Below are 24,738 nucleotides of genomic sequence, written 5' to 3' on the forward strand. Positions count from 1 at the left end.
GGGCTGGCGCGGGCCAGCCCTCCCGGAGACGAGCTTGAAAATCGCAATCCTCGACGATTATCACGACGTGGCGCGGCGCTATGCGGACTGGACCTCGCTGGGCGGGGACTCTGAAGTCCGCATCTTCAACAGCCACATTCCCGACGCTCAGGCCGAGGCCGAACTGGCCGATTTCGACGTGATCGTCGCCATGCGCGAGCGCACGCCGTTTCCAGCGGCCCGCATCCAGGCCCTGCCCAGGCTGCGGTTGCTGATCACCACCGGCATGCGCAACAACGCCATCGACATGGCGGCCTGCAAGGCGCGCGGCGTCACCGTCTGCGGCGCGCCGGGAGACGCGCTGGCGGCCACCGCCACGGCCGAGCTGGCCTGGGCGCACATCCTGGGCCTGTTCAAGCATCTGCCCGCCGAGGACGCGGCCATGCGCCGTGGCATGTGGCAGACCGCCATGCCCGAGCCGCTGGCCGGCAGGCGCCTGGGCGTGGTCGGCCTGGGCAAGCTGGGCGCCGCCGTGGCCCGGGTCGGGCTGGCCTTCGGCATGGACGTGGTGGCCTGGAGCCCCAACCTGAACGATGAGCGCGCCCGCGAGGCCGGCGTGACGCGGGTCGACAAGCATGAACTGTTCGCCACGTCCGATGTGGTCAGCCTGCATCTGGTGCTGTCGGACCGCACGCGCAACGTGGTCGACGCGGCCGCGCTGGCCGCCATGAAGCCTACGGCCTACCTGGTCAACACCTCGCGCGCCGGCCTGGTGGACCAGGCCGCGCTGATGGACGCGCTGGTGAAGTTCCGCCTGGCTGGCGCGGGGCTGGACGTGTATCCCGACGAACCCCTGTCGCCGACCGATCCGGTGCGTGACCTGGACAACGTCATCCTGACGCCGCACCTGGGCTACGTCAGCCGCGAGAACTTCGAGGCTTTCTATCGCAACGCGCTGGAAGCGGTGCGGGCCTGGCGGGCGGGCGCGCCGGTGCGCGTGCTGAACGCCTGACAAGGCAGGGCGCCGCGCGCCATTGCGTGGCGCGGCAAGGCAAAAGGGGCTGCATGCGCAGCCCCTGTTTCATGTCCGTCGCCGCATCAGCTGCGGGAAAAGACGATCTTCTGTTCGGCAATGGCGCCGGGTTCCGCGGCTTGCGGCGTATCGCCGCAAGACGTGTCGGCCTCGTCCTCCGGATCCACCGTGTCGAACGCGGTATCGCCATTGGCATCGGGCACGCCCGTGGGCTTGAGCCCCGCGAAGTCGAACAGATCGCGGTCCATCAGGTGCGAGGGCACCACGCGCGACAGCGCGTTGAACACGTTCCACGAGCGGCCCGGATGCTTGCGGTCCCATTCCTGGATCATCCGGCCCACTTCCTTGCGCTTCAGGTTCTCCTGCGAGCCGCACAGGTTGCACGGGATGATGGGGAACTGCTTGAGCTCGGCATAGGCGATCAGGTCGCTTTCGGGCACGTAGGCCAGCGGCCGGATCACCGTGTGGCGGCCGTCGTCCGAGACCAGCTTGGGCGGCATGCCCTTGGTCTTGCCGCCGTAGAACAGGTTCAGGAAGAAGGTGCCCAGGATGTCGTCGCGATGGTGGCCCAGCGCGATCTTGGTCGCGCCCAGTTCGCTGGCCACGCGGTACAGGATGCCACGGCGCAGCCGCGAACAGAGCGAGCACATGGTCTTGCCCTCTTCCAGCACGCGCGTGACGATGGAATAGGTGTCCTGTGTCTCGATGTGGAAGGGCACGCCCAGCTCGGTCAGGTAGCGCGGCAGGATGTCGGCGGGAAAGCCTGGCTGCTTCTGGTCCAGGTTGACCGCGATCACCTCGAAGGGAAAGGGCGCGCGCTTCTTCAGCTGCAGCAGGATGTCGAGCAGCGCGTAGGAGTCCTTGCCGCCCGACAGGCAGACCATGACCTTGTCGCCGGCCTCGATCATGTTGTAGTCGGAGAGGGCGCGGGTGGTCTCGCGCGCCAGGCGCTTGGAGAGCTTGTTGCCTTCCAGGCGGGCCTTGTCGTGGCGACGGGACACCGCGGGCTGGTCTGCTTCGGCGGGGGCGGCCAGCGGCTCGGGGGGGGCGATGGAATTCATGTTCAACGCGAGATCTGGGTTTCCACGCCCACGGCGGCACAGTCCGAGAACGCCATGGGCTTGCTGATGCGCAGGCGCAGCGAGCGCACTTCCTGGAAGTCGGCCAGCAGGCGCGCGGCGACCTGTTCCACCAGCGTTTCGATCAGGTTCACATGCGCCTGCGTGCATTCCTCGACGATGGCCTCGCGCAGGCGGCGATAGTCCAGCACGCTGTGGATGTCGTGGTCGTCGACCGAGCGGGCGATGTCCACGTCGAACTCGGCGTCGACATGCAGGGGCTGGGTGGCGCGGCGCTCGTGCTCGAGGATGCCGATGCGGGCGTCGAGGGCGAGCCCGGTGAGGATGATGCGGCGTGTGGGCATGATGAAAACCAGGAAGGGATGCGGGAATTGTAGCGGCGGCGCGGGCGGGGCCGCCGCGCTGGCTACAATCCATGCATGGCCCGGCGCTGTCAGGATGCGGCGCGGGCGATCAAGGGACGCAATGCAACAAGTTTACGATTCCGTCATTGTAGGCGGCGGGCCGGCGGGCGCCTCCTGCGCGCTGTGGCTGGCCCGGCTGGGCCTGTCGCCGCTGCTGGTCGAGGCCAGCGAGCGGCTGGGCGGGCTGGGCAACGACAATCCCTTCGCCGACGACTGGATCGCGGTGTTGCCGGGCGTGACAGGCCAGCAGGTCGCCGCCAACATCGACGCCAGCGTGCGCGCCGCCGGCGTGCCGCTGCGCCTGTCGACCCGGACCACGGACGTGCGCCCCTGCAAGGGCGGCATCGAGGCCACGCTGGCCGGCCCCGGGGGCGAAACCACGCGCGTGCGCGGCCGCACCCTGGTGATCGCCTCGGGCGTGCGCGCCAAGGGCCTGCCCGACCATCCGCCGGGCGAGTCCTGGCCTGGCGTGCTGATCGGCCCCGGCTCGCCCATCGTGGCGCAGGATTATTCCGGCCTGTCGGTGGCGGTGCTGGGCGGCGGCGACAACGCCTTCGAGAACTATGTCTACGTGCGCAACCGCGGCGCGCGCGCCGTGCATCTATATGCCCGCAGCGTGCGCGCGCAGCAGCAATGGGTGCAGCGCGCCGGCCGCGAGGGCGTGCGCATCGGCCCCTACCAGGTCGATCCCGCCGCGCGCAGCGTGGACGGCCGCCAGTACGACCTGATCCTGGTGTTCTACGGCTGGGAGCCGCAGGCGGGTTTCGCCGACGACCTGCGCCTGGCCCGCGACGAGCGCGGCTACATCCGCACCGACTTCGCCACGGCCGAGACCAGCGTGCCCGACATCTACGCCATCGGCGAGGTGGCGCACCGCATGCATCCCTGCGTGGTGACGTCCATGGCCGATGGCGTGGTGGCGGCCAAGGCCATCCAGCGGCGCTGGGAGCGCGCCGGGGAATGAGCGGGCTGGCCGCCGACGCCTGGCCTCAATACTTGCCCGACAGCAGTGCGCCGGCGTCCGGCACGCGCGTGTCCAGGCCCAGTTCCTGCAGCATTCGGTAGACCGTGGCGGCGGCCGCCGTCACCACCGGCAGGCCGAGGCGGTCCTGCGTGGGCTGGATCGAGGCCAGCGAGGGCATCTGCACGCAGGCCGACAGCACCACCGCGTCCACGCCGCGCGTGTCCAGCCGCTTCACATGCTCGGCCGGCGCCAGCGGATCCTGCGCGCCGACCTTCAGGTTATCGGGGATTTCCAGCGACAGGCTGTCGTGGACCTCGATGCCTTCATGCTCGATGTAGTCCACCACCAGCTTGGTCAGCGGCTTCATGTAGGGCGTGAGGATGGCGACCTTGCGCGCGCCGATGGCGTGCAGGCCCTCGACCAGCGCGCCCGCGCTGGAAATCACCGGCGCCGCGCCGCCGTTGGCGACCGTGGCCTGGTGCAGGCGTTCCTGCGACACGCGGTGATAGCCCAGGCCCTGGCTCATGATGGCCACCAGGCAGGCATAGCCCAGCACGTCGACGCGCGCGTCGGACAGTTCCTGCGCGCAGCGGTCGGACTCGCGGTCCATGGACGCCAGCTCGGCCGCCGTCACCTGCTTCATGCGCATGCGGCTGGAATGGAAGGTGTAGCGCTCGGGCGCGAAGGCCTCGCGACGGCGCAGCATGGCGGGGATCTCGGTTTCCATCGTGGTGTTGGAGCTGGGCACGATCTGGCCGATGCGGATGTGGCGCGGGGAGGCGGACATGGAAGGTCTCCGGAAATGCTTGGAATGGCTGCGCGCTGCTGGCGTATGTCCGCGAGGTGTCAGGATCGGCGGGTCGCCCGGGCCGCAAGGGGCCGGCGCGTCAGGGTCGGGTTTATTCTGCTCGCCGGAATTGATACTTTCCAATATAGTTTTTGTCTGGTTTCATAGCTTTGGCAAATCATTCGCCGTCGCCCGGCCTACGCTCCCCGTCATGGAACTCCGCCAACTGCGCTACTTCGCCGTGCTGGCCGAAGAACTGAACTTCACCCGCGCGGCGGCGCGCCTGCACATCTCCCAGCCGCCGCTCAGCCTGCAGATCGCGCAGCTGGAGCGCGAGCTGGGCGTGAAGCTGTTCGACCGCAACAATCGCCGCGTTGCGCTGACCGAGGCCGGCGAGGCCTTCCTGAACGACGTGCGCGTCACGCTGGGGCGGCTCAAGGACGCGACCGTGCGCGCGCAGGCGGTGGACCAGGGCCTGGCCGGCCGCATCGAGATCGGTTTGTCGGGATCGCACTTCATGGGGCCGGCGCCGGCGCTGATCGCGCGCTACCGGCGCACGCACCCGCAGGTGTCGGTGCTGCTGAACGAGATGAGCCCGGCTGCGCAGATCGAGGCGCTGCGCGGGCATCGCATCGACCTCAGCATCTCGCGCACGCGGGTCGACGACGAGGAGCTGCAATCGCAGCCTTTGTGGCCGGATCCGGTGGCGGTGGCGCTGCCGGCCGGGCATCGCCTGGCGGGCCGCAAGCGGCTGGCGCTGGCCGACCTGGCGCGGGAACCTTTCGTGGTGCTGCGCCAGGACACCTCGGCCTATGCGCGCTGGCTGGCCGAGGCCTGCGCCCGCGAAGGCTTCGTGCCGGACGTGGCGCAGAGCGTGGCGGAAGTGCCGGCCCAGCTGGCGCTGGTGGCGGCGGGGCTGGGCGTGGCGCTGGCGCCGGAATCCGCCTGTCGCCAGATGGAAGGCCGCATCGCGGTGTGCGCGCTGCCCGCCGCGCTGTCGCAGGCCATGGTGTACGCGGTCACGCGGCGGCAGGGACGCCGCCGCGCGCTGGACAGTTTCCTGCAGGCCGCCGCGCAGGGCGGCCCGCGCTAGCGGGACTCGCTGAGCACGCAGTCCAGCGCCTGCGGCGCGCCCAGCCGGACGCGGAAGGCGCGCAGCTCGTCGCGGCGGAACACGTGGATCGTGACGCGGTCGCCGGGGCGGTATTGCGCCAGCAGCAGTTCCAGCCCGGCCGGCGCGTCCACGCGCAGGCCGTCGATGGCCACCAGCACATCACCGGCCGACAGCCCGCCCTTGTGGCCGGCGCCGCCTTCCAGCACCGTGGCCAGCGCCAGCGTGTCGCCCTGCTTGCGCGTGCGCACTTCCAGCGTGGGGATGTTGGCGGCGGTCTTCCATTGCAGCCTGATGCCTTGCGGTTCCAGCAATTCGGCCAGCGGCACGTCAGCGGTGCCGTAGGCGTAGCGCGCGATGAACCGGCGCGCGTCCACGCCGGTGGCCTCGCGGATCAGCGCGGGCAGGCCGTCTTCCGCCAGGCCTTGAGGCCGGCCCTGGTAGAAGTCGCGGCCGTGGCGCTGCCACAGCAGGCGCATGACATCGTCGAGCGAGCGCGCGCCGGCGGTTTCCTGGCGGATCAGCAGGTCCAGTCCCAGCGCCACCAGCGAACCCTTGGTGTAGTAGCTGACCAGGGCGTTGGGCGAGTTCTCGTCCTGCTTGTAGTAGCGGGTCCAGGCGTCGAACGAGCTTTCGGCCACCGACTGCTTCAGGCGGCCGGGCGTGCGCGCCACGCCGGTGATGGTCTTGGCCAGCAGGCGCAGGTAGTCGGCCTGCGTGATGGCGCCGGAGCGCAGCAGCAGCAGGTCGTCGTAATAGGACGTGAAGCCCTCGAATATCCACAGCAGGCGGGTCAGGTCGGGCTGCGACAGGTCGTAGGGCGCGAAGGCGGCGGGCTTGATGCGCTTGACGTTCCAGGTGTGGAAGTATTCATGGCTGACCAGGCCCAGGAAGCCGCGATAGCCTTCGCCCTGGCCCTGCTGGCCCAGCACCGGCAGGTCCTTGCGCGCGGTCATCAGCGCGGTGCTGGCGCGATGCTCCAGGCCGCCGTAGCCGTCGTTCGTGACCATGGTCATGAACACGTAGCGGCCGGCGCTGTCCAGGAAGGGCGCGTGGCGGGTGCGCGGCTCGAAGAAGGCGATCTGGGTTTCGCAGATGCGGCGCACGTCGTCGGCGATGCGCGCCAGATCCAGCTTGGGCGCCACGCCGGTGAAGACCAGTTCATGTTCGGCGCCGTGGGCGGTGAAGCTGACGACCTGCGGCGTGCCCATCTCGACCGGGTGGTCGATCAGCGCGTCGTAGTCGGGCGCTCGGTACAGCCCGAAGCCGTGGCGGCGGGCCGCGCCAGGCAGGCCGCGCGCTTCCGGCAGGCTGGTGTGCACCGTCCAGCCCTCGATGCCGCGCGGCGGCGCCAGGTCGACCAGGCAGGGCAGCTGTTCCTGGCCGTGCACGCGCAGGAACACGCTGGTGCCGTTGAAGAAACCGTGGGTTTCGTCCAGGTGCGCGCCGCGCACCGACAGGTCCCAGGCATAGACCTCATATTCGACGCGCAGCGGGCCGTCGCAGGGCGCGGCCTGCCAGGTGTGGTTGTCGAGCTTGTTCACCGCCACCCGCCGCGCGCCGGAATAGGCCGTCAGCGATTCGATCTGGCGCGAGAAGTCGCGGATCAGGTAGCTGCCCGGGATCCAGGCCGGCAGCGACAGGCGCTGACCGTCGGCGGCCGGTTCGGCCACCGTCAGGGTTATCCGGTAGCGATGCCCGGCCGGGTCCTGCGGCCAGAGGCGGTAAAGTACGGGGGATTGCGGGACCGCCGCGTTGCTCCCACGAGGGGCGGCGGACACGCGCCGGGCGCGCGTGGCGTGGGGGGTCTTTGTTTTCATGCTCATATCTTACTTTCATACCCTATCTGGAGACATGCAATGAGCGAGTCGTTCGTACTGGTCGAAACCCGGGGCCGCGTGGGCCTGCTGACGCTGAACCGCCCCAAGGCGCTGAACGCGCTGAACGATCAACTGATGGACGAACTCGGCGCGGCCCTGCTGGCCTTCGAGGCGGACCCGGACATCGGCGCCGTCGTCATCACCGGCAGTGAAAAGGCCTTCGCCGCGGGCGCCGACATCGGCGCCATGAAGAGCTGGACGTACATGGACGTCTACAGCAGCGAATACATCACGCGCAACTGGGAAACGCTCAAGCGCATCAGGAAGCCGGTGATCGCCGCGGTCGCCGGCTACGCGCTGGGCGGCGGCTGCGAGCTGGCGATGATGTGCGACATCATCATCGCCGCCGACACCGCCAAGTTCGGCCAGCCCGAGATCAAGCTGGGCGTGATCCCCGGCGCCGGCGGCACCCAGCGCCTGCCGCGCGCGGTGGGCAAGGCCAAGGCCATGGACCTGGCCCTGACCGCCCGCATGATGGGCGCCGACGAAGCCGAGCGCGCCGGCCTGGTGTCGCGCGTGGTGCCGGCCGACAAGCTCATGGAAGAGGCGCTGGACGCCGCCACCGTGATCGCCTCCATGTCGTTGCCCTCGGTCATGATGGCCAAGGAATGCGTCAACCGCGCCTTCGAGGGCTCGCTCAACGAAGGTCTGCTGTTCGAGCGCCGCGTGTTCCATTCGCTGTTCGCCACCGAGGACCAGAAGGAAGGCATGGCCGCCTTCGTCGAGAAGCGCAAACCGGACTTCAAACACCGTTAAGGCTTGTTACCTTCCCTTCGGTCTGCCGGGGGGAAGCCGCGAGTCCAGGCGCGCCCCTTGCCGGGCGCGTTTTTTTTGCGCCGCTGCCCTGGGCAAGGAAGCCGCGCGGCGCGCCGCCAAGGCGCGCGTGCCCGGCCCGGGCAGACGTCCCAGAAGGCTCCCGCCAGCGTTGCGCCTTGAAACTTCTGGGCAGCACCTTGTTGCAGGTATCGGCCCTATCCTGGAAAGGCGTCATACCAGGAGGTGCCGCGCCACAGGCGCTTGCCCGTACTGGCAAGCCCTGCGCGGCGGCTCGCTTGCGAAACAAAACCAACAAGGAGCCTTGCATGCGTAACCCCACTGTCAATCGCCGCTGGACCGCCGTCGTTCTGGCCAGCGCCCTGAGCGCCTGCTTCGCGGCCGCCCAGGCCCAGACCCCGGCCCAGAATCAGGCCCCGCGCTCCACACTGAGACTGGTGTCCGAAACCCCGTATCCGGCCGCCGCCGCGCCCGCGCCCAGGATGAGCGAGCAGGAGCTGCGCGATACCGCCATCGACGCCTACGTCTATGCCTATCCCATGGTGCTGATGGAACTGGCGCGCCGCCAGGCCACCGCCGTGCAGTCGCCGGCCGACGGCAAGGCGCCGATGAACCAGTTCGGCCACAAGACCGCATTCCCCGATCCCGCCGCCACCGGCACGCCCTGGCCCAGCGCCGACGCGCTGCATTCGAGCCTGTGGTTCGACGTCTCGCGCGCGCCGCTGATCGTGCGCCTGCCCGATGCCGGCGGCCGCTACACGCTGCTGTCGGCGCTGGACATGTGGAGCGATGTGTTCGCCTCGCGCGGCACGCGCACCAATGGCAACGGCGCGCAGTCCTTCGCCATCGTCGGGCCCGATTGGCAAGGCACGTTGCCGCCCGGCGTGGACCTGGTGCGCAGCCCCACCGCGACCGGCTGGCTGATCGGCTGGACGCAGGCCGGCGGTCCGCAGGACTATGCGGCCGTCAATCAGATCCAGTCGTCCATGTCGGCCAGCCCCTTGATCTCGGCGGCCGCGCCGCCGTCCACGCGGGCTCGCGGCGCGACGCCGCGAGGCGGGCATGATCCGTATCCGCAGACCGGCGCGGGCGTCGGCACGGCGCCCATCGGCAGCGGCTTGCCCATGCCGGCGCCCATGCAGCTGCCGCCGGGCACGCCGTCCGAGCAGGCGGCCGCGCTGGATGCGGCCTCGTTCTTCGCGCTGTTCTTCGACACGCTGCGCAATAACCCGCCGCACGCCAACGACGGTCCCATGCTCGACCGCATGCGCCGCATCGGCCTGGACGACCGGCGCCCCTTCAACTTCGGCCGCCTGAGTCCGCAAGTGCAGCAGGCGCTGGCGGACGCGCAGCCGCTGGCGGGCCGCCGCATCGCCGACGGCGTGACGCGGCTGGGCACGCCGCTGAACGGCTGGAACACCGTGTTGTCGGGCATCGGCACTTACGGCACCGACTACACGCGCCGCGCTTCCATCGCCTATGCGGGCCTGGGCGCGCCCACGCCCGAGGACGTGCTGTATCCGGTCACGGTCGCTGATTCCAAGGGGCGCACGCTGAATTCGGACGAGGACTACGTGCTGCACTTCGAGAAGGGCCAGCTGCCGCCGGCCAACGCGTTCTGGTCGCTGCACGTCTACAACAGCCAGCATGGCTTCGCCGCCAATCCCGCCAACCGCTACGTGCTGCGCAGCACCGACGGCCTGAAGTACAACGCCGACGGTTCGCTGGACGTGTACATCCAGCGCCGCGACCCCGGCGAGCGCAAGCGCGCGAACTGGCTGAGCGCGCCGGCCTCCGATGGCCCGTTCCTGTTGAGCATGCGCCTGTACTGGCCGCAGGACCTGGCGCTGGACGGCTTGTGGGCGCCGCCGCCGGTGCGCCGCGACTGAAGCACGTACCGCGCAGGCGGGACGCGCGCCGCGATTCAACGCGGCGCGCGTTTTTTCTTGTGGTCGCCGGGTCTTGCGCGAGGTTCGGATGGGGGCTGGAAGCGCGGGGATGGACGCCGTTGCGGGGCGATTTCGGCTGGGACGAATCCTAGGGGCAGGCTCCTGCCCGACGCTTTTCACGTCCCTATTTTTGTCCTTGGCGCGGACGCAAAGGACTGTCTCGGGCAGCTTACAACCGGCCGAAAGTTCATTTGCTCGCCCAAAAAGAATCAAGCTATACTCTGCGGGTTTGACGCTTGCGGGATAAGAACACAGGGTTGTTCGCCGCTAGTTCTGACAGGGGCAGAAAAGCAGTTGTAGGGCAATGAGTTGGGCGAAAAAGCGGGTGTTTCCCGGCGCCGATGAAAATTTGGCGCAAGAGGATACCGCCTGAAAAGCCCGGCGATCCAGACGAAACCAAAGGGGGAATACCCCATGAATCCTGAAAGGGATGGTGTCTGGTGTTGCCTGAACGCGGGAAAAGTCTGATGCAGCGGGGTTCCATGCAGCTAGAAGCACAACATGCGCAGCAAGTATTTGCCGGGCAGGGTGCAGGGCAAAATGCAGGGCAGGATGCCATGCGGGGAACGCCGGAGCAGGGCCAGGCGGATCGGGTGCTGGTACTCAGCGACGCGGACCGTGCGGCACTGAATGCGCAGGCAAGCCGCGGCCTTCTGTTGGCATTGGCGGCGCAGGGCGCCTTGGGGCTCGCAGCAGCAGTAATCGCGGGGGTTGTCGGAGGGGCAGCGGCAGGTTGGTCGGCGCTGGCGGGGGCAGGAGCGTATTTCATACCCAATGCGTTGTTCGCATTGCGCCTGGCTTTCAGCGTACGGTCCGGACGGGCCAGTCCCTTTACCTTTCTCTTTGGCGAGTTGATCAAGCTGTTCGCAACGGCATTGCTGTTGTGGCTGCTGTCGCGTGTGGCGCAAGGCTGGCTGGTCTGGCCCGCGGCGCTGCTGGGCCTGATCCTCACCTTGAAGGGATATCTCCTGCTATTGATGTTCCGCAAGTTGTCATAGATGCCGGCAAGTCCGCGGCAAACGAAATCGTGGAATCGTCCGATCCGCAAGGGCCGGGCATACAGCAAATAGGGTAGGAATCAAATGGCTGCTGCCAGCGACGTGTCGCCTCAGTCCGCGTATATTCAGCACCACCTGGTGCATCTGAATAACACCGGCGAGAAACAGAGCGCTATTGCTCAGTTCGACGTCATCAATTACGACTCGCTGTTCTGGTCGGCCCTGACCGGCCTGATCGTCATTTTCTTCCTCTGGCGCGCCGCGCGCCGCGCCACCAACGGCGTTCCGGGCCGCCTGCAGGCCTTCGTGGAAATGGTCGTGGACATGGTCGACGACCAGGCCAAGGGCATCGTCCACAACGCCAAGAGCCGTCTGTTCGTGGCCCCGCTGGCCCTGACCGTGTTCCTCTGGATCATCCTGATGAACGCGCTCGACCTGCTGCCGGTCGATCTGCTGCCCTCCATCTGGCGCTGGACCGGCCTGGGCGCCGAGCACGGCGACCCGCTCTACTATCACCGCATTCTCCCGACCGCCGACCTGAACGTGCCGATGGGCATGTCCCTGGGCGTGCTGCTGCTGATGTTCTATTACGGCATCAAGATCAAGCACCCGGGCGGCTTCGTCAAGGAACTGTTCACCGCGCCGTTCCATGCCCATGGCATCGCGGCCGTGGTGCTGGCCCCCTTCAACCTGCTGCTGAACCTGATCGAATACGCCGCCAAGTCCGTCTCGCTGGGCATGCGGTTGTTCGGCAACATGTTCGCCGGCGAACTGGTCTTCATGCTGATCGCCCTGCTGGGCGGCGCCTGGACCGGCTTCAACGGCACCAGCATCGGACTGGGCATCGGCCAGGTCCTGGCCGGCTCGGTGTGGGCGATCTTCCACATCCTGATCGTCCTGCTGCAGGCCTTCATCTTCATGATGCTGACGCTGGTGTACCTCGGCCAGGCTCACGAAGGCCACTGACCCCCGGATTTCCCGCGGCGGCCAACCGGCCGACGCGGGATGGCAAGATCATCTTGCATTGAGCAGTACCCTTATTCCTTAATTTTTGACTTCAGATTTCTAACCAAGGAGTTGTCATGACCAACGTCGCTTTCGTTGCCCTCGCTTGCGGTCTTATCATCGGTCTGGGCGCCATCGGCGCTTGCATCGGCATCGCACTGATGGGCGGCAAGTATCTGGAAGCCTCGGCTCGTCAGCCTGAACTGATGAACGCTCTGCAAACCAAGATGTTCCTGCTGGCTGGCCTGATCGACGCGGCGTTCCTGATCGGCGTGGGTATCGCCATGCTGTTCGCCTTCGCCAACCCGTTCGTCGGCTAAGGCACTGCCCGCCGGCGAAACAGGCGGGTCATGACGCTGTCGGCGATGCGGCCAAGGGCCCATCGCCGATCAGCAAAGTATCGAGCGCTCCGTGATTGCCCTCTCTTCAGGCGCGACCGGAGCCGAATGGTGTTAAAGGAACGACCGTGAATCTGAACGCGACGATAATTTTCCAGATGCTCGTGTTCTTCGTTCTGGGCTGGTTCACCATGAAATTCGTGTGGCCTCCTCTGACGAAGGCGATGGACGAGCGCCGCCAAAAAATCGCCGACGGCCTGGCCGCGGCCGATAAGGGCAAGGCCGATCTGGCCCAGGCCCAGGCGCGTATCAGCCTGATCGAGGCTTCTGCCAAGTCCGAAAACCACGCCCGTATCGTCGAGGCCGAGAAGCAAGCCGCCTCGCTGATCGACCAGGCCCGCCGCGAAGCGGAGTCCGAGCGTGCCCGTATCGTGGCGCAAGCCGCGCAGGATGCCGCGCAGGAAGTCCAGCGCGCCCGTGATGCGCTGCGCGACGACGTCGCGGCGCTGGCTGTCAAGGGTGCTGAACAGATCCTCAAGCGCGAGGTTGACGCCCGCGCCCACGCCGAGCTGCTGAACCAGCTCCGCGCGCAGCTTTAATCCGGGACCGTCATGGCTGAACTTTCCACTGTTGCCCGGCCGTACGCCGAGGCGCTGTTCGCCGCGGCCCGTGACGACAAGGCCGGCTTGCCGGCCTGGGCCGACCTGGTCGGCCAGCTGTCGCAAGTCGCCGCCAACCCCGACGTGCGCGAGGCGATGGCCGACCCGCGTCTGGGCGACAAGCAGCGCGTCGAGCTGTTCTCCGGCCTGATCAAGGCCGAGCTGCCGCAGGCCGCCCGCAATTTCATCGAGCTGCTGGTCCAGAATGACCGGCTGCTGCTGCTGCCCGTCATCGCTTCGCAATTCGAAGCGCTGCGGAATCGTCACGACGGCACGGCGCAGGCGGAAATCACCAGCGCGTTCGAACTCAGCGAAGCCCAGGTCAAAGAACTGGTTGCCGCGCTCGAGCAAAAATTCGGCCTCAAGCTCAAGCCCAGCGTCACCGTTGATCAGTCGTTGATCGGCGGCGTGCGCGTGGCTGTCGGAGACCAGGTGCTCGATACTTCCGTACAAGCCCAATTGGCCCGCATGCGCGACCAGCTCGCCGCTTAAGGCGCACTTACAGGATTCCAGGAGTCTATATGCAACTCAATCCCTCCGAGATCAGCGAACTGCTCAAGAGCCGCATCGAGGGCCTGGGCGCTTCGGCTGATGTCCGTACTCAGGGCACCGTCGTGTCCGTGACCGACGGTATTACCCGCATCCACGGCCTGTCGGACGTGATGCAGGGCGAAATGCTCGAATTCCCCAACAACGTCTACGGCCTCGCGCTGAACCTCGAGCGCGACTCCGTCGGCGCCGTGATTCTGGGCGACTACACCGGCGTGTCCGAAGGCGACCAGGTCAAGACGACCGGCCGCATTCTGGAAGTGCCGGTCGGCCCCGAACTGCGCGGCCGCGTGGTCAACACGCTGGGCGAGCCGATCGACGGCAAGGGCCCGGTCAACGCCAAGGCCACCGACATCATCGAAAAAGTGGCGCCCGGCGTTATCGCCCGCCGCTCGGTGTCGCAACCGCTGCAGACCGGCATCAAGGCTATCGACTCGATGGTCCCGATCGGCCGCGGCCAGCGCGAACTGATCATCGGCGACCGCCAGACCGGCAAGACCGCCGTGGCCGTCGACACCATCATCAGCCAGAAGGGCAAGGGCGTCACCTGCGTGTACGTCGCCATCGGCCAGAAGGCGTCGACGATCAACAACGTGGTGCGCAAGCTCGAAGAGCACGGCGCGCTGGAATACACCATCGTCGTGGCCGCCTCGGCCTCCGACTCGGCCGCCATGCAGTACCTGGCCGCCTACGCCGGCTGCACGATGGGCGAATACTTCCGCGATCGCGGCGAAGACGCCCTGATCGTCTATGACGACCTGACCAAGCAAGCCTGGGCCTATCGCCAGGTCTCGCTGCTGCTGCGCCGTCCGCCGGGCCGCGAAGCCTACCCGGGCGACGTGTTCTACCTGCACTCGCGCCTGCTCGAGCGTGCCGCTCGCGTCAACGAAGAGTACGTCGAGAAGTTCACCGGTGGCGCCGTCAAGGGCAAGACCGGCTCGCTGACCGCGCTGCCGATCATCGAAACCCAGGCGGGCGACGTGTCGGCCTTCGTTCCGACCAACGTGATCTCGATCACGGACGGCCAGATCTTCCTGGAAACCGACCTGTTCAACGCCGGTGTGCGTCCGGCCATCAACGCCGGTATCTCGGTGTCCCGCGTCGGCGGCGCCGCCCAGACCAAGGTCGTCAAGAAGCTGTCCGGCGGTATCCGTACCGACCTGGCCCAGTACCGTGAACTGGCCGCCTTCGCGCAGTTCGCCTCCGACCTGGACGACGCCACCCGTCGCCAGCTCGAGCGCGGCAAGCGCGTGGTGGAACTGCTCAAGCAGCCGCAGTACCAGCCGCTGCAGGTGTGGGAACTGGCCGTCACGCTGTACACGGTCAACAACGGCTACCTGGACGACGTGGACGTTTCGCAAGTGCTGGCGTTCGAGAAGTCGCTGAAGGATCAGCTCAAGGCCAAGCACGCGGCCATGATCCAGCGCATCGAAGACACCAAGGAACTGTCCAAGGATGACGAAGGCGAATTGGCCGCCGCCATCCTGGAATTCAAGAAGCACGGTGCTTTTTAAGAAAGTGATGGGTTAGGCGTCCGTAGCGCCTCGCCCGTCCTTCACGGATGGATGAGGCGCGAGCGGAACCCATCGGCCAGTCTTCACAGGAAAGCGCAATGCCCGGAATTAAGGAAATCCGAACCAAGATCAAGAGCGTGCAAAACACGCGCAAGATCACCAAGGCGATGGAAATGGTCGCCGCATCCAAGATGCGCAAGGCGCAGGAACGGATGCGCGCCGGCCGTCCGTATGCCACCAAGGTGCGCGAGATCGCCGCGCACCTGATGCAGGCCAACCCCGAGTACAGCCACCCCTACCTGGTCGAACGCGAAGTGAAGTCCGTCGGCGTGGTCATGGTGACGACTGACAAGGGCTTGTGCGGCGGCCTGAACACCAACATCACCCGCGTGGTGCTGTCCAAGCTGAAAGAGTTCGAGAAGAACGGCATCGCCGTGCAAGCGACCGCTTTCGGCAACAAGGGCCTGGGCGTGCTGACCCGCATCGGCGCCAAGCTGGTTTCGAACGAAGTCCAGCTGGGCGACAAGCCGCAACTCGACCGCCTGCTGGGCGCGATCAAGGTGCAGCTGGACGCTTACCTGGAAGGCCGCATCGACGCGCTGTACGTGGCGTCGACCCGCTTCGTCAACACGATGAAGCAGGAGCCGATGTTCCTGCGCCTGCTGCCCCTGGCCAGCGGTTTGGACGATCCGTACCAGACCGGCGCGGAAAACCTGTCCAAGACCTCGGAAGTGAAGTCGGATTACAGCTGGGATTACATCTACGAGCCGGACGCCCGTAGCGTGATCGACGACCTGCTGCAGCGTTACGTCGAGGGCCTGCTGTACCAAGCCGTGGCCGAGAACATGGCTTCGGAGCAATCGGCCCGGATGGTCGCCATGAAGGCGGCATCGGACAACGCCAAGAAGGTCATCGGCGATCTGCAGCTGGTCTACAACAAGACCCGCCAGGCCGCGATCACCAAAGAAATTTCGGAAATCGTAGGGGGCGCCGCCGCCGTCTAAGGCGCGGCTTCCCGTCTCAAAAGCTATCAAGCAAGGAATCGACATGAGCAACGGAACCATCGTTCAGTGCATCGGCGCCGTGGTGGATATTCAGTTCCCCCGCGATCACATGCCCAAGATTTATGAAGCGCTCACCCTGGCCGACGAGGGTTCCTCGTTCGCCGAGAAGGGCCTGACGTTCGAAGTTCAGCAGCAGCTGGGCGACGGCGTGGTGCGCACCATCGCCCTGGGCTCCAGCGACGGCCTGCGCCGTGGCATGAAGGTCGCCGGCACCGGCGCCCCGATCTCGGTGCCCGTCGGCACCGGCACCCTGGGCCGCATCATGGACGTGCTGGGCCGTCCGATCGACGAAGCCGGTGAAATCAAGCACGAAGAAAAGCGCGCCATTCACCAGGACGCTCCCCGTTTCGACGAGCTGTCGCCGTCGGTCGAGCTGCTGGAAACCGGCATCAAGGTTATTGACCTGGTGTGCCCGTTCGCCAAGGGCGGCAAGGTCGGCCTGTTCGGCGGCGCCGGCGTGGGCAAGACCGTCAACATGATGGAACTGATCAACAACATCGCCAAGCAGCACAGCGGCTTGTCGGTGTTCGCCGGCGTGGGCGAGCGTACCCGCGAAGGCAACGACTTCTACCATGAAATGGAAGAGTCGAACGTTCTGGACAAGGTCGCCATGGTGTTCGGTCAGATGAACGAACCCCCGGGCAACCGTCTGCGCGTGGCGCTGACCGGCCTGACCATGGCCGAGAAGTTCCGCGACGAAGGCCGCGACATCCTGTTCTTCGTGGACAACATCTACCGCTACACGCTGGCCGGCACGGAAGTGTCCGCTCTGCTGGGCCGTATGCCGTCCGCCGTGGGCTACCAGCCGACGCTGGCCGAGGAAATGGGCAAGCTGCAAGAGCGCATCACGTCCACCAAGACCGGCTCGATCACCTCGATCCAGGCCGTGTACGTGCCCGCTGACGACTTGACCGACCCGTCGCCCGCCACCACCTTCCAGCACTTGGACTCGACCGTCGTGCTGTCGCGTGACATCGCCGCGCTGGGCATCTACCCCGCCGTGGATCCGCTGGATTCGTCCAGCCGCCAGCTCGACCCGCAAGTCGTCGGCGAAGAGCACTACGCCGTGGCCCGTGGCGTGCAGCAGACGCTGCAGCGCTACAAGGAACTGCGCGACATCATCGCGATTCTGGGCATGGACGAACTGTCGCCGGAAGACAAGCAGGCCGTGGCCCGCGCGCGCAAGATCCAGCGCTTCCTGTCGCAGCCGTTCCACGTGGCCGAAGTGTTCACCGGTTCGCCCGGCAAGTACGTGCCGCTGGCTGAAACCATCCGCGGCTTCAAGATGATCGTGAACGGCGAGTGCGACGCGCTGCCCGAGCAGGCTTTCTACATGGTCGGTTCGATCGACGAGGCCTTCGAGAAGGCCAAGAAACTGCAATAAGGAACCGATATGGCTACCCTGCATGTGGATGTCGTCAGCGCAGAGGAAGCGATCTTCTCCGGTGAGGCGAAGTTCGTGGTGCTGCCTGGCGAAGCGGGTGAGCTGGGCATCCTGCCCGGCCACACCCCGCTGATTTCGCGCATACGCCCCGGGACGGTCAAGATCGTTCGTGCCGACCAGGGCGAGGAAAACATCTTCGTCGCCGGCGGCATCCTGGAAGTGCAGCCCGGCAGCGTCACGGTCCTGGCCGACACGGCCATCCGTGCCGCCGACCTGGACGAGGCCCGTGCCCTGGAAGCGCGCCAGCGCGCCGAAGAGGCGCTGCGCAACGCCAAGGACAAGGCCGACATCGCCGTGGTCGAAGCCGAGCTCGCGATGCTGGCGGCGCAAGCCGTGGCCGCGCGCAAGCTGCGCCAAGGCGGCCGCTCGCACTGAGCGGACGGGCGATCGGGGCTTGCCCCGGATCCGGAAAGAAGCGGCCTCTGGCCGCTTTTTTCTTGCCTGCGCGGCCTTGCCTGCGCATCCTCGCCTGCCGCCACCTTGCGTTCACTACGAATAGCCCTGAGCGATCCGCAACATTAGCCTTCAGTTTTGGCGGCGCCGCCGGTATGCCGGCGCCGCGCGGAAACAGGAGAAGCAGGTGCGTGAAATGCTGGATTGCGGGGTATTGCTGCCGCCTGGCCACGATGCGGCCATGCGCGGCTGGATCGAGCGGCATCAGCCACAAGTGGCGCGTGTGCGCTTTCATCCCTTGCTGCTCGCGAGCGCGGGCGAGGCCGCCGAACCGCAGGCGCTGGCGGCCATGGCCGTGACGCTCAAGCGCTACGATGCCTGCCTGATGCCGGTCGAGCCGGCCACGCTGGCCTGGACCCGCATCGCCTTGCAGCAGGCGCGGCCGGCCCTGGCCACGCCCATCCTGGTGCTGGTCGACGGTATGAAGGCGTCGGCCATCGAGGACCTGCTGGCGCTGGGCGCGGCCGATTTCATTTCCGAACCCGTCTGCCTGGAAGGGTTGCGCGTGCGCTTGCGCCATCAGCTGCTGTCGGCTGCGTGGGGGCTGGCGGCGGCCTCGCTCGAAGAGCCCGCCTTGCGCTATGGGGCGCAGGGCCAGGCGGTCCTCGCGCCCGTCGGCCTGCCGCCTCATCGCCCGGGCGCGATGCCCGCTCCAGGACGGGGCCGCGAGCCGGGCCCGGAAGCAGGCGGCTCGCCGCCGGCCGCGACGCGTCCGCGCGTGGCGTCGGCCTTGTTCGACCAGGCCATGGCGAGCCTGCGGTTGCTGCCCCGCTGGCAGGACGGCGGCGAGCCATTCGCACGGGCCAAGGCACGCGTGGTGGGCGAGTTCGAGCGCGAGTACCTGCGGCGCGCACTCTCCCATCACGGCGGCAACGTGGCGCAGGCCGCCAGGGCGTCCAGCAAGCACCGCCGCGCATTCTGGGCGTTGATGCGCAAGCACGGCATAGAAGCCGCGCCCTATCGCATCGCGGCGGCCCGGCGCGGCCAGGACATGCCGTCGGACTGAGCGCTGTCCGGACCGGGCGCCAAGCGCCGGCGCACGGCCTCGGTCATTCTCGCCGCTTGCGTCCGAACAAGCCCGCCTTGGGCCTAGGGCCGCGTTCTGTCAGCCAGGGGAAGTAAACTCACGGCTTCCGATCAAAGAGGATAGCCGTGTCTGCTTCCGCCCTGAAGAACGATGTGTTCTTGCGCTCGCTCTTGCGCGAGCCCGTGCCCTATACCCCGATCTGGCTGATGCGCCAGGCGGGCCGCTACCTGCCCGAGTACAACGAGACGCGCGCCCGGGCGGGTTCGTTCATGGGCCTGGCTCAGAATCCCGACTACGCCGCGGAAGTCACCCTGCAGCCGCTGGCGCGGTTCGACCTGGACGCGGCCATCCTGTTCTCCGACATTCTCACCGTGCCGCACGCCATGGGCCTGGGACTGGACTTCGCCGCTGGCGAAGGGCCGCGCTTCGCGCATCCCGTGCGCACCGAGGACGACGTGCGCCGCCTGGCCGTGCCCGACATGGACAAGCTGCGCTATGTCTTTGACGCGGTCCGCGTCATCCGCCGCGAACTCGACGGCAAGGTGCCGCTGATCGGTTTCGCCGGCAGCCCCTGGACCATCGCCTGCTACATGGTCGAAGGGCAGGGCAGCGACGACTATCGCCTGATCAAGACGATGCTGTACGCGCGGCCGGACCTGCTGCATCACATCCTGGAAATCAACGCCCAGGCCACGCTGCAATACCTGAATGCGCAGATCGACGCGGGCGCCCAGGCCGTCATGCTGTTCGACAGCTGGGGCGGCGTGCTGGCCGATGGCCTGTTCCAGCAGTTTTCGCTGGCGTATACCCGCAAGGTGGTCGCGGGCCTGAAGCGCGAGAACGAAGGCCGCCGCGTGCCGGTCATCGTGTTCACCAAGGGCGGCGGGCAGTGGCTGGAACAGATCGCTGCCTGCGGCTGCGACGCGGTCGGCCTGGACTGGACCGTGGACCTGGCGGCGGCGCGTCGCCGCACCGGCGACTCGGTTGCGTTCCAGGGCAACCTGGATCCCATGGCGCTGTTCGGCGGCGGCGACGCCATCCGGACCGAGGCGCGCCGGGTGCTGGACGCGTTCGGCCCGGTCGGCAAGGGGGGGCATGTGTTCAATCTGGGGCATGGCATTTCTCGCTTCACGCCTCCTGAAGCCGTAGCCGAATTGGTCGATGAAGTCCACCGGCACAGCCGTTCGTTGCGGGGATAAGTGAGTGAACGCTTCGCGCCCAAGGGCCGAAGCTTGAGGGCCCCGACGCACAGTTGTGCACAGCAAGAAAGCGCTCGGGGAAAACCCTTTATAAGCTGGTTTACAATCTCGAAAGCCTGCATAAGTCATTGTTAATAATGACAAAAACAGGGTTTTCAGCAGGATTGCAAGAGTTGATGCAATCTTGCCTTATTCCAAAGTGTGATGTTGCTCTTGCCTTTTCCCCAAAGTTATCCACAGGCAGGGGGCAAGCCGGCCCGGCGACCCCTGGGGGAATTGGCGGGATCCGGCCTATCGCCGGACGGCTCAACCTTTCGGCCAGAAAACCGTCTTCCATTGATCCGTCCCCGTGAACATGCCTGATACCGACGCCGTCCAGAATCCCGCCGCCGTCTGCTGGGTGCGGGTGGCGCTGGATGTGCCCTTGCCCGGTCCGTTCGACTACCGCAGCGATGCGCCGGTGGAGGCGGGGCTGCGCGTGATCGTGCCGTTCGGACGCCGCAAGATGATCGGCGTGGTGGTGGACAATCCGGCCGAGCCGTCTTTCGACCCCAAGCAGATCAAGCCGATCGAAGAGGTGCTGCGCGACCTGCCGCCCTTCGACGGAGACTGGCTGCGCCTGGCGCGCTTCGCCGCCGAGTACTACCAGCGGCCGCTGGGCGAGGTCATGCTGCCGACCCTGCCGCCGCCCTTGCGCAAGCCGTCCGCCTATCAGGGCAAGCGCTCCGCCGGCGGGCCGGTGGCGCGGCTGGACGGTCGCAAGCGTAAAAAGGCGCGCGCGCCGGCCGAGGCCGACCAGCCGCCGGCGCTGAACGATGCGCAGCAGGCGGCGGTGGAAACGCTGGCCGCCCTGAACGGCTTCAAGCCCGTGTTGCTGTACGGGGTGACCGGCAGCGGCAAGACCGAGGTCTACCTGCGCGCCGCCGAGCGCGTGCTGGCCGCCGGTCGTCAGGTGCTGCTGATGGTCCCGGAAATCAATCTGACGCCGCAACTCGAAGGCGCGCTGCGGGCGCGGCTGGAGGCGCAGCTGGGTCAGGACGGCCTGGCCGTGATGCACAGCGGCCTGTCCGACGGCGAGCGGCTGGATGCGTGGTCGCGCGCCCAGCGCGGCCAGGCGCGCATGCTGCTGGGCACGCGCATGGCGATATTCGCGCCGCTGTCCGAGCTGGGCCTGATCATCGTCGATGAAGAACACGACGCGTCCTACAAGCAGCAGGACGGCCTGCGCTATTCGGCGCGCGATCTGGCGGTGTGGCGGGCGCACGACCTGAATGTGCCGGTGGTGCTGGGTTCGGCCACGCCCTCGCTGGAAACCTGGCAGCACGCCGAGCGCGGCCGCTACCTGCGGCTGGCGCTGCCGGGCCGCGCGCGCGCCAGCAGCCTGCCGGCGATCAAGCTGGTGGACACGCGCCGCCTGCAGATGAAACAGGGCCTGTCGCCGCAATTGCTGGACGCCATCGGCCAGCGACTGGAGCGCAAGGAGCAGTCGCTCATCTTCCTGAACCGCCGCGGCTACGCGCCGGTGCTGCATTGCCAGTCCTGCGCCTGGGTCAGCAACTGCCCGCGCTGCACGGCCTTCACCGTGCTGCACCGGAGCGGCAACGGCGGCAACCGCCTGCATTGCCACCATTGCGGCTACCAGGCGACGGTGCCGCGCGCCTGCCCCGAATGCGGCGACCAGGACCTGGCGCCGATGGGGCGCGGCACCCAGCGCATCGAGGAGCATCTGGCCGAGCTGTTTCCCGAGGCACGCATCCTGCGCATCGACGCCGACAGCACGCGCAGGAAAGGCAGCGCCGAAGCGCTGTTCGCGTCGGTGCACGCGGGCGAGGTCGACATCCTGGTGGGCACGCAGATGGTGGCCAAGGGCCACGACTTCGCGCGCCTGGGGCTGGTGGGCGTGCTCAACGCCGATTCCATGCTGTTCGCGCATGATTTCCGCGCGCCCGAACGCCTGTTCGCGCAGCTCATGCAGGTGGCTGGCCGCGCCGGCCGCCATCAGAACAATGGCGAGGTGCTGATCCAGACCGGCTATCCCGAGCAGCCCGTGTACCAGGCGCTGCTGCGGCACGACTACGCGGGCTTCGCCCGCCACGCCTTGGACGAACGCGAGAGCACCGGCCTGCCGCCCTACGCCTATCAGGCGCTGCTGACCGCCGAGGCGCGCGAGCTGGCCACGGCGCAGGCCTTCCTGCAGCAGGCGCGCGCCATGCCGGAAGGCGAGTGGGCGGCGGACTTCCCGCCGCTGGACGCCATCATGCTGTACGACCCGGTGCCGCTGCGCGTGGTGCGCGTGGCGAACGTGGAGCGCGCGCAACTGCTGGTGGAAAGCACCAGCCGGCCGGCGCTGCAGGAATTCCTGCGGGTGTGGTCGCATTACCTGCCCTATCTGGCCAACGAGGCCCGCGTGCGCTGGCAGCTGGAAGTGGATCCGCTGGAGATCTGAGGAAAATGTCCGCAAGCGAACCCATTGGCCACGGCCTGAATCCCGCGCAGAAGGAAGCGGTGCTTTACCTGGACGGCCCCTGCCTGGTGCTGGCCGGCGCCGGCAGCGGCAAGACGCGGGTGATCACGCAGAAGATCGCTTACCTGCTGCGCGAATGCGGCTACATGGGCCGCAACGTGGTGGCGCTGACCTTCACCAACAAGGCCGCGCGCGAGATGGACGAGCGCGTCAAGACGCTGGTCGACCGCAAGCTGTCCAAGGGCCTGACCATCAGCACCTTCCATTCGCTGGGCGTGAAGATGCTGCGCGAGGAAGCGCGCAATGCCGGACTCAAGCCGACCTTCTCGATCCTGGACGCGGACGATGCCATGAGCATCATCCAGGAACTGCTGGCCACCACTGACAAGGCGCGGCTGCGCCACGTGCAGGGCATCATCTCGCTGTGGAAGAACGCGCTGATGGAGCCGGACGACGCGGCGCAGGCGGCGCAGACGCCCGCCGAAGCGGAGGCGGCCAATGTCTACCGCAGCTACGCCGCCACGCTGGCCGCCTATCAGGCGGTGGACTTCGACGACCTGATCCGCATTCCCGCGCTGTTGCTGGCCGGCAACGAGGAAGTGCGCACGCGCTGGCAGAACCGCGTGCGCTACCTGCTGGTCGACGAGTACCAGGACACCAACGTGTGCCAGTACCGGCTGGTGCAGCTGCTGACCGGCCAGCGCGCCATGTTCACCGCCGTGGGCGACGACGACCAGGCCATCTACGCCTGGCGCGGCGCGACCATCGAGAACCTGGCCAAGCTCACCACCGACTATCCCAACATCAAGCTCATCAAGCTGGAGCAGAACTACCGCTCGGTGCAGCGCATCCTGGCGGCGGCCAACAGCGTCATCGAGCGCAATCCCAAGCTGTTCGAGAAAAAACTGTGGTCCGACCTGGGCACGGGCGAGCCCATCGTCGTGTCCGCCATGGACGGCGAGGAGCAGGAGGCCGAGTCCATCGCGATGAAAGTGTCGGCCGCGCGCTTCGAGCGCCAGGCGCAGTGGAAGGACTTCGCCATCCTCTACCGCAGCAACCACCAGTCGCGCATCCTGGAACAGGCGCTGCGCAACCTGAAGATCCCGTACACCATCGCCGGCGGGCAGAGTTTCTTTGACAAGGCCGAGGTGCGCGACATCCTGGCCTACTTGCGGCTGCTGGCCAACGATGACGACGATCCGGCCTTCATCCGCGCGGCCACCACGCCCAAGCGCGGCATCGGCCAGGCCACCTTGCAGACGCTGGGCCAGTACGCCGCCAGCCGCGAGCTGTCGCTGCTGGCCGCCGTGCCCGAGACCGGCCTGGAAAGCCTGCTGGCGCCGCGCCAGATCGAACCGCTGCGCACCTTCACCGAATTCATCCGCCGCATGCAGTGGCGCGCGGGCCGCGGCGCGGCCGATGGCAAGCGCGATGCGCCGGCAGAACCGGCCGGCCCGATCCTGGACGATCTGCTGCAAGCCATCCAGTACGAGCGGCACCTGTTCGAGCTGTTCGATGAGAAGCCGGCGCAGACGCGCTGGCAGAACGTGCTGGAACTGACGGGCTGGCTCAAGCGCAAGGCCGAGGAAGACAATATGTCGCTCTTCGACCTGGTGCAGCATGTGGCGCTGGTGACCATGCTGGAGCGCGGCGAGGAAGAAGAACCCGACGCGGTGAAGATGTCCACGCTGCATGCCTCGAAGGGGCTGGAGTATCCCCACGTGTACCTGGCCGGCGTCGAGGAAGGCCTGCTGCCGCACCTGGGCAAGGACGACGAAGTCGGCGACCCGGCGCGCGCGGCCGAGAACCTGGCCACCCGCATCCAGGAAGAGCGCCGGCTGATGTACGTGGGCATCACGCGCGCGCAGCGCAGCCTGAACCTGAGCTGGTGCAAGCGCCGCCGCCGCGCCCGCGAGGACGTGGTGCGCGAACCGTCGCGCTTCATCGAGGAAATGGGCCTGGACGATCCCGCCATCAAGGAAGACGAGGCCACCGCGGCGATGAATCCGAAGGAACGGTTGGGCATGCTCAAGGCCTTGCTAAAAAAATAGACCCCCCCCGAAG

At 67.2% G+C, this 24,738-nt stretch carries 22 protein-coding genes; 18 read left to right on the forward strand and 4 right to left on the reverse strand.

Features of this window, described 5'->3' with window-relative positions:
- The first annotated feature begins 34 nt into the window (after positions 1 to 34).
- Positions 35 to 991, forward strand: coding sequence for a D-2-hydroxyacid dehydrogenase family protein (locus tag AC6LJ5_RS25045; RefSeq protein WP_103272147.1), 957 nt, complete (start codon positions 35 to 37; stop codon positions 989 to 991).
- Between the two features lie 86 nt (positions 992 to 1,077).
- Here AC6LJ5_RS25045 and ttcA read toward each other — a convergent pair whose 3' ends face one another.
- Both ttcA and folB read right to left on the reverse strand, forming a co-directional pair.
- Complete coding sequence (gene ttcA / locus AC6LJ5_RS25050) at positions 1,078 to 2,073, reverse strand: tRNA 2-thiocytidine(32) synthetase TtcA (RefSeq protein ID WP_233772683.1); 996 nt, start codon at positions 2,071 to 2,073, stop codon at positions 1,078 to 1,080.
- Positions 2,074 to 2,075: 2 nt separating this feature from the next.
- On the reverse strand, positions 2,076 to 2,435 hold the full coding sequence (folB, locus tag AC6LJ5_RS25055) for a dihydroneopterin aldolase (protein ID WP_103272148.1): 360 nt from the start codon (positions 2,433 to 2,435) through the stop codon (positions 2,076 to 2,078).
- Between the two features lie 121 nt (positions 2,436 to 2,556).
- Here folB and AC6LJ5_RS25060 point away from each other — a divergent pair, with 121 nt between their 5' ends.
- Positions 2,557 to 3,459, forward strand: a complete 903-nt coding sequence (locus AC6LJ5_RS25060) for an NAD(P)/FAD-dependent oxidoreductase (RefSeq protein ID WP_498141914.1) — start codon at positions 2,557 to 2,559, stop codon at positions 3,457 to 3,459.
- A 25-nt stretch (positions 3,460 to 3,484) separates the two neighbouring features.
- Here the strand turns inward: AC6LJ5_RS25060 and AC6LJ5_RS25065 are convergent, their stop codons facing one another.
- Positions 3,485 to 4,246, reverse strand: coding sequence for a maleate cis-trans isomerase family protein (locus AC6LJ5_RS25065; RefSeq protein ID WP_498141915.1), 762 nt, complete (start codon positions 4,244 to 4,246; stop codon positions 3,485 to 3,487).
- Between the two features lie 211 nt (positions 4,247 to 4,457).
- Between AC6LJ5_RS25065 and AC6LJ5_RS25070 the strand changes: the two genes are divergently transcribed.
- A complete protein-coding gene (locus AC6LJ5_RS25070; protein WP_392410188.1) occupies positions 4,458 to 5,339 on the forward strand; it encodes a LysR substrate-binding domain-containing protein in 882 nt (293 codons plus the stop codon).
- Here the strand turns inward: AC6LJ5_RS25070 and AC6LJ5_RS25075 are convergent.
- Positions 5,336 to 7,177 carry a M61 family metallopeptidase gene (locus tag AC6LJ5_RS25075; protein ID WP_498141916.1) on the reverse strand — a complete coding sequence of 614 codons (1,842 nt, stop codon included), beginning with the start codon at positions 7,175 to 7,177 and terminating at the stop codon, positions 5,336 to 5,338. The genes AC6LJ5_RS25070 and AC6LJ5_RS25075 overlap by 4 nt on opposite strands.
- A gap of 39 nt (positions 7,178 to 7,216) precedes the next feature.
- Here AC6LJ5_RS25075 and AC6LJ5_RS25080 point away from each other — a divergent pair, with 39 nt between their 5' ends.
- The 15 genes from AC6LJ5_RS25080 to AC6LJ5_RS25150 all read left to right on the forward strand — a co-directional run bounded on the left by AC6LJ5_RS25080 (position 7,217) and on the right by AC6LJ5_RS25150 (position 24,725).
- Entirely contained in the window at positions 7,217 to 7,993 is a 777-nt protein-coding gene (locus tag AC6LJ5_RS25080; protein ID WP_103272152.1) for an enoyl-CoA hydratase, read from the forward strand.
- Positions 7,994 to 8,319: 326 nt separating this feature from the next.
- Positions 8,320 to 9,900: a DUF1254 domain-containing protein gene (locus tag AC6LJ5_RS25085; RefSeq protein WP_498141917.1), complete on the forward strand. Its 1,581-nt coding sequence runs from the start codon at positions 8,320 to 8,322 to the stop codon at positions 9,898 to 9,900.
- A gap of 617 nt (positions 9,901 to 10,517) precedes the next feature.
- Positions 10,518 to 10,958, forward strand: coding sequence for an ATP synthase subunit I (locus AC6LJ5_RS25090; RefSeq protein ID WP_103276288.1), 441 nt, complete (start codon positions 10,518 to 10,520; stop codon positions 10,956 to 10,958).
- A gap of 84 nt (positions 10,959 to 11,042) precedes the next feature.
- Positions 11,043 to 11,924, forward strand: coding sequence for a F0F1 ATP synthase subunit A (gene atpB, locus AC6LJ5_RS25095; RefSeq protein ID WP_103272154.1), 882 nt, complete (start codon positions 11,043 to 11,045; stop codon positions 11,922 to 11,924).
- 116 nt (positions 11,925 to 12,040) lie between these two features.
- A complete protein-coding gene (atpE, locus tag AC6LJ5_RS25100) occupies positions 12,041 to 12,283 on the forward strand; it encodes a F0F1 ATP synthase subunit C (RefSeq protein ID WP_003815363.1) in 243 nt (80 codons plus the stop codon).
- Positions 12,284 to 12,429: 146 nt separating this feature from the next.
- Positions 12,430 to 12,900, forward strand: coding sequence for a F0F1 ATP synthase subunit B (locus AC6LJ5_RS25105; protein WP_103272155.1), 471 nt, complete (start codon positions 12,430 to 12,432; stop codon positions 12,898 to 12,900).
- Between the two features lie 12 nt (positions 12,901 to 12,912).
- Positions 12,913 to 13,452, forward strand: coding sequence for a F0F1 ATP synthase subunit delta (locus AC6LJ5_RS25110; protein WP_212315202.1), 540 nt, complete (start codon positions 12,913 to 12,915; stop codon positions 13,450 to 13,452).
- A gap of 29 nt (positions 13,453 to 13,481) precedes the next feature.
- Positions 13,482 to 15,023 (forward strand): F0F1 ATP synthase subunit alpha, encoded by a 1,542-nt coding sequence (gene atpA / locus AC6LJ5_RS25115; RefSeq protein WP_103272157.1) that lies wholly within the window; start codon positions 13,482 to 13,484, stop codon positions 15,021 to 15,023.
- Between the two features lie 98 nt (positions 15,024 to 15,121).
- Positions 15,122 to 16,027: a F0F1 ATP synthase subunit gamma gene (gene atpG / locus AC6LJ5_RS25120; RefSeq protein WP_103272158.1), complete on the forward strand. Its 906-nt coding sequence runs from the start codon at positions 15,122 to 15,124 to the stop codon at positions 16,025 to 16,027.
- A gap of 43 nt (positions 16,028 to 16,070) precedes the next feature.
- The gene (gene atpD / locus AC6LJ5_RS25125) at positions 16,071 to 17,471 is read left to right on the forward strand and encodes a F0F1 ATP synthase subunit beta (protein WP_103272159.1); all 1,401 of its coding nucleotides are present in this window, start codon (positions 16,071 to 16,073) and stop codon (positions 17,469 to 17,471) included.
- Positions 17,472 to 17,480: 9 nt separating this feature from the next.
- Positions 17,481 to 17,906 carry a F0F1 ATP synthase subunit epsilon gene (locus AC6LJ5_RS25130; protein WP_103272160.1) on the forward strand — a complete coding sequence of 142 codons (426 nt, stop codon included), beginning with the start codon at positions 17,481 to 17,483 and terminating at the stop codon, positions 17,904 to 17,906.
- A gap of 214 nt (positions 17,907 to 18,120) precedes the next feature.
- Complete coding sequence (locus AC6LJ5_RS25135; protein ID WP_498141919.1) at positions 18,121 to 18,990, forward strand: helix-turn-helix domain-containing protein; 870 nt, start codon at positions 18,121 to 18,123, stop codon at positions 18,988 to 18,990.
- A 146-nt stretch (positions 18,991 to 19,136) separates the two neighbouring features.
- Positions 19,137 to 20,210: a uroporphyrinogen decarboxylase gene (gene hemE / locus AC6LJ5_RS25140; protein WP_103272161.1), complete on the forward strand. Its 1,074-nt coding sequence runs from the start codon at positions 19,137 to 19,139 to the stop codon at positions 20,208 to 20,210.
- A 355-nt stretch (positions 20,211 to 20,565) separates the two neighbouring features.
- On the forward strand, positions 20,566 to 22,656 hold the full coding sequence (locus AC6LJ5_RS25145) for a primosomal protein N' (RefSeq protein WP_498141920.1): 2,091 nt from the start codon (positions 20,566 to 20,568) through the stop codon (positions 22,654 to 22,656).
- A gap of 5 nt (positions 22,657 to 22,661) precedes the next feature.
- A complete protein-coding gene (locus AC6LJ5_RS25150; protein ID WP_498141918.1) occupies positions 22,662 to 24,725 on the forward strand; it encodes a UvrD-helicase domain-containing protein in 2,064 nt (687 codons plus the stop codon).
- The last annotated feature ends 13 nt before the right edge of the window (positions 24,726 to 24,738 follow it).

The sequence above is a fragment of the Achromobacter sp. 1011791174 genome (genome assembly GCF_059760925.1).

Coding starts and splice junctions, on each gene's coding strand:
- ttcA (WP_233772683.1), bottom strand. CDS start 2,073: ATGAATTCCATCGCCCCCCCCGAGCCGCTGGCCGCCCCCGCCGAAGCA.
- folB (WP_103272148.1), bottom strand. CDS start 2,435: ATGCCCACACGCCGCATCATCCTCACCGGGCTCGCCCTCGACGCCCGC.
- AC6LJ5_RS25060 (WP_498141914.1), top strand. CDS start 2,557: ATGCAACAAGTTTACGATTCCGTCATTGTAGGCGGCGGGCCGGCGGGC.
- AC6LJ5_RS25065 (WP_498141915.1), bottom strand. CDS start 4,246: ATGTCCGCCTCCCCGCGCCACATCCGCATCGGCCAGATCGTGCCCAGC.
- AC6LJ5_RS25070 (WP_392410188.1), top strand. CDS start 4,458: ATGGAACTCCGCCAACTGCGCTACTTCGCCGTGCTGGCCGAAGAACTG.
- AC6LJ5_RS25075 (WP_498141916.1), bottom strand. CDS start 7,177: ATGAAAACAAAGACCCCCCACGCCACGCGCGCCCGGCGCGTGTCCGCC.
- AC6LJ5_RS25080 (WP_103272152.1), top strand. CDS start 7,217: ATGAGCGAGTCGTTCGTACTGGTCGAAACCCGGGGCCGCGTGGGCCTG.
- AC6LJ5_RS25085 (WP_498141917.1), top strand. CDS start 8,320: ATGCGTAACCCCACTGTCAATCGCCGCTGGACCGCCGTCGTTCTGGCC.
- AC6LJ5_RS25090 (WP_103276288.1), top strand. CDS start 10,518: ATGCGGGGAACGCCGGAGCAGGGCCAGGCGGATCGGGTGCTGGTACTC.
- atpB (WP_103272154.1), top strand. CDS start 11,043: ATGGCTGCTGCCAGCGACGTGTCGCCTCAGTCCGCGTATATTCAGCAC.
- atpE (WP_003815363.1), top strand. CDS start 12,041: ATGACCAACGTCGCTTTCGTTGCCCTCGCTTGCGGTCTTATCATCGGT.
- AC6LJ5_RS25110 (WP_212315202.1), top strand. CDS start 12,913: ATGGCTGAACTTTCCACTGTTGCCCGGCCGTACGCCGAGGCGCTGTTC.
- atpA (WP_103272157.1), top strand. CDS start 13,482: ATGCAACTCAATCCCTCCGAGATCAGCGAACTGCTCAAGAGCCGCATC.
- atpG (WP_103272158.1), top strand. CDS start 15,122: ATGCCCGGAATTAAGGAAATCCGAACCAAGATCAAGAGCGTGCAAAAC.
- atpD (WP_103272159.1), top strand. CDS start 16,071: ATGAGCAACGGAACCATCGTTCAGTGCATCGGCGCCGTGGTGGATATT.
- AC6LJ5_RS25130 (WP_103272160.1), top strand. CDS start 17,481: ATGGCTACCCTGCATGTGGATGTCGTCAGCGCAGAGGAAGCGATCTTC.
- AC6LJ5_RS25135 (WP_498141919.1), top strand. CDS start 18,121: ATGCTGGATTGCGGGGTATTGCTGCCGCCTGGCCACGATGCGGCCATG.
- AC6LJ5_RS25145 (WP_498141920.1), top strand. CDS start 20,566: ATGCCTGATACCGACGCCGTCCAGAATCCCGCCGCCGTCTGCTGGGTG.
- AC6LJ5_RS25150 (WP_498141918.1), top strand. CDS start 22,662: ATGTCCGCAAGCGAACCCATTGGCCACGGCCTGAATCCCGCGCAGAAG.